Origin of the sequence: Azonexus sp. (genome assembly GCF_036170495.1) — a bacterium.
In the GTDB taxonomy this organism is placed as follows: domain Bacteria; phylum Pseudomonadota; class Gammaproteobacteria; order Burkholderiales; family Rhodocyclaceae; genus Azonexus.
On the sequence record NZ_JAVHPH010000021.1, the window covers coordinates 1 to 1,379 of the forward strand.

The window sequence follows — 1,379 nt, forward strand, 5'->3', positions numbered from 1 at the left end:
CAGGGCGTGCGCCCCTCGCTGGTTCAGCTCACCCATTTCATCTACGGCCTGCACGCCATCGCCGTGCTGGTCGGCATCACCTCGGCGGCCACCGTGGCCGGCGGCTTCGTCTTCGGCCTGCCGTCGCTGTGCGCCGTTTTCCTCAATTACCTCAAGCGCAGCGAGGCCAATGGCACCTGGCTGGAAAGCCACTTTCGCTGGCAGATCCGTACGTTCTGGTTCACCTTGCTCGGGCTGTTTTTCTACGGCCTGCTCGTCATCACCCTCATCGGCATTCCGCTGGCCTGGATATTGATCGCCATCCTCGGCCTGTGGGTGGCCTATCGCGTCGCGCGCGGCTGGATCGCGCTGTTTGGCGTCAAGCCGGTCGGCGCTTAGAAACCGACGCCGAAACAGGCGACGGCGACCGTCGCCACGCCCAACCCGAGATTGAGCGCGACGCGCTGGCGGATGGTGTTCATCGCCGCCCCGGCCGCCGGCCAGTCCTGCGCCGCCACGCCAGCCTGCAGCCGGACGAAATGGCGCAGCGCGATGTCGACGAAGATGATGGTCATGATCAGGCCGCTGCTCAGCATGACGTGCCAGTGCGGCGGGGCGTTGGCGAAACCGACGTGGAGCATGCGCGCGATACCGGAGAGCAGGATCAGGGCAATCGCCACCGCGACGATCCGGAAGAAGCGGCCGAGCACGCCGGCCAGCAGCGGCAGGCGCAGGGGCGGCGGGAGCTGTTCGGCGGCCACCGGGCGCAGGCAGAAGTGGGCGAAGAACATGCCGCCGATCCAGACGATGACGCCGGCCAGGTGGAGAAAAAGCAGGGTTGAGCGCATGGTGGATTCCAGTCAGTTTTTGGGTTCGAGGTATTGCCGGAGCATGGCCAGCGAGCGGCGGTAGCTGTGGGCGATCTGGGTCGCCTCGTAGCGATGTTCGGCGCCGACCGGGCAGGCCTGGCGGGCCAGGCAGCCTTCGGCGCAAGGCGAATCCGGTTGCAGGCGGAAGCCGCTGCAGGCTTGCAGGTTGAACTGGCCGCCAGCCAGCGCGTCGGCCGGGCAGGCGCTGATGCAAGGCGTCGACTGGCAGTCGAGGCAGGGGTTCCCACGGTCAACCGGAAAAAAAGCCGAAAATTGAAAATCGATCAGCACGGCCGCCCGGTAGGCGTACCAGCTGCCCCATTCGGCATCGACACCGACCATGAAGGGCGAGGCGTGATGCCAGCCGGCCAGTTTGCCGAGCGCTTGCAAACCGACTGGCTGCTCGCCCGGATAAACGATGCGGTAAGCCCGGCCGGGCAGCTGGTCGGCCAGCCAAGTTTCGACGGCGCGCACCGTGTAGTCGTCGATCGGGTGTTCGCTGGCCATGCCGCTCGCCTGCACGCGTGCCCA

General features: G+C 66.6%; 3 protein-coding genes. 1 reads left to right on the forward strand and 2 read right to left on the reverse strand.

Annotation, left to right across the window (positions count from 1 at the left end):
* Positions 1-378: DUF4870 family protein (locus tag ADADOO_RS00980; RefSeq protein WP_511274298.1), on the forward strand; the 378-nt coding region annotated here is incomplete at its 5' end.
* Here the strand turns inward: ADADOO_RS00980 and ADADOO_RS00985 are convergent.
* Positions 375-827 carry a DUF4149 domain-containing protein gene (locus tag ADADOO_RS00985; RefSeq protein ID WP_511274299.1) on the reverse strand — a complete coding sequence of 151 codons (453 nt, stop codon included), beginning with the start codon at positions 825-827 and terminating at the stop codon, positions 375-377. The two genes, ADADOO_RS00980 and ADADOO_RS00985, sit on opposite strands and share 4 nt — an antisense overlap.
* Before the next feature lie 12 nt (positions 828-839).
* Positions 840-1,379, reverse strand: a 540-nt coding sequence (locus tag ADADOO_RS00990) for a hypothetical protein (protein WP_511274300.1), incomplete at its 5' end; no start/stop codon positions are given.

Coding starts and splice junctions, on each gene's coding strand:
- ADADOO_RS00985 (WP_511274299.1), bottom strand. CDS start 827: ATGCGCTCAACCCTGCTTTTTCTCCACCTGGCCGGCGTCATCGTCTGG.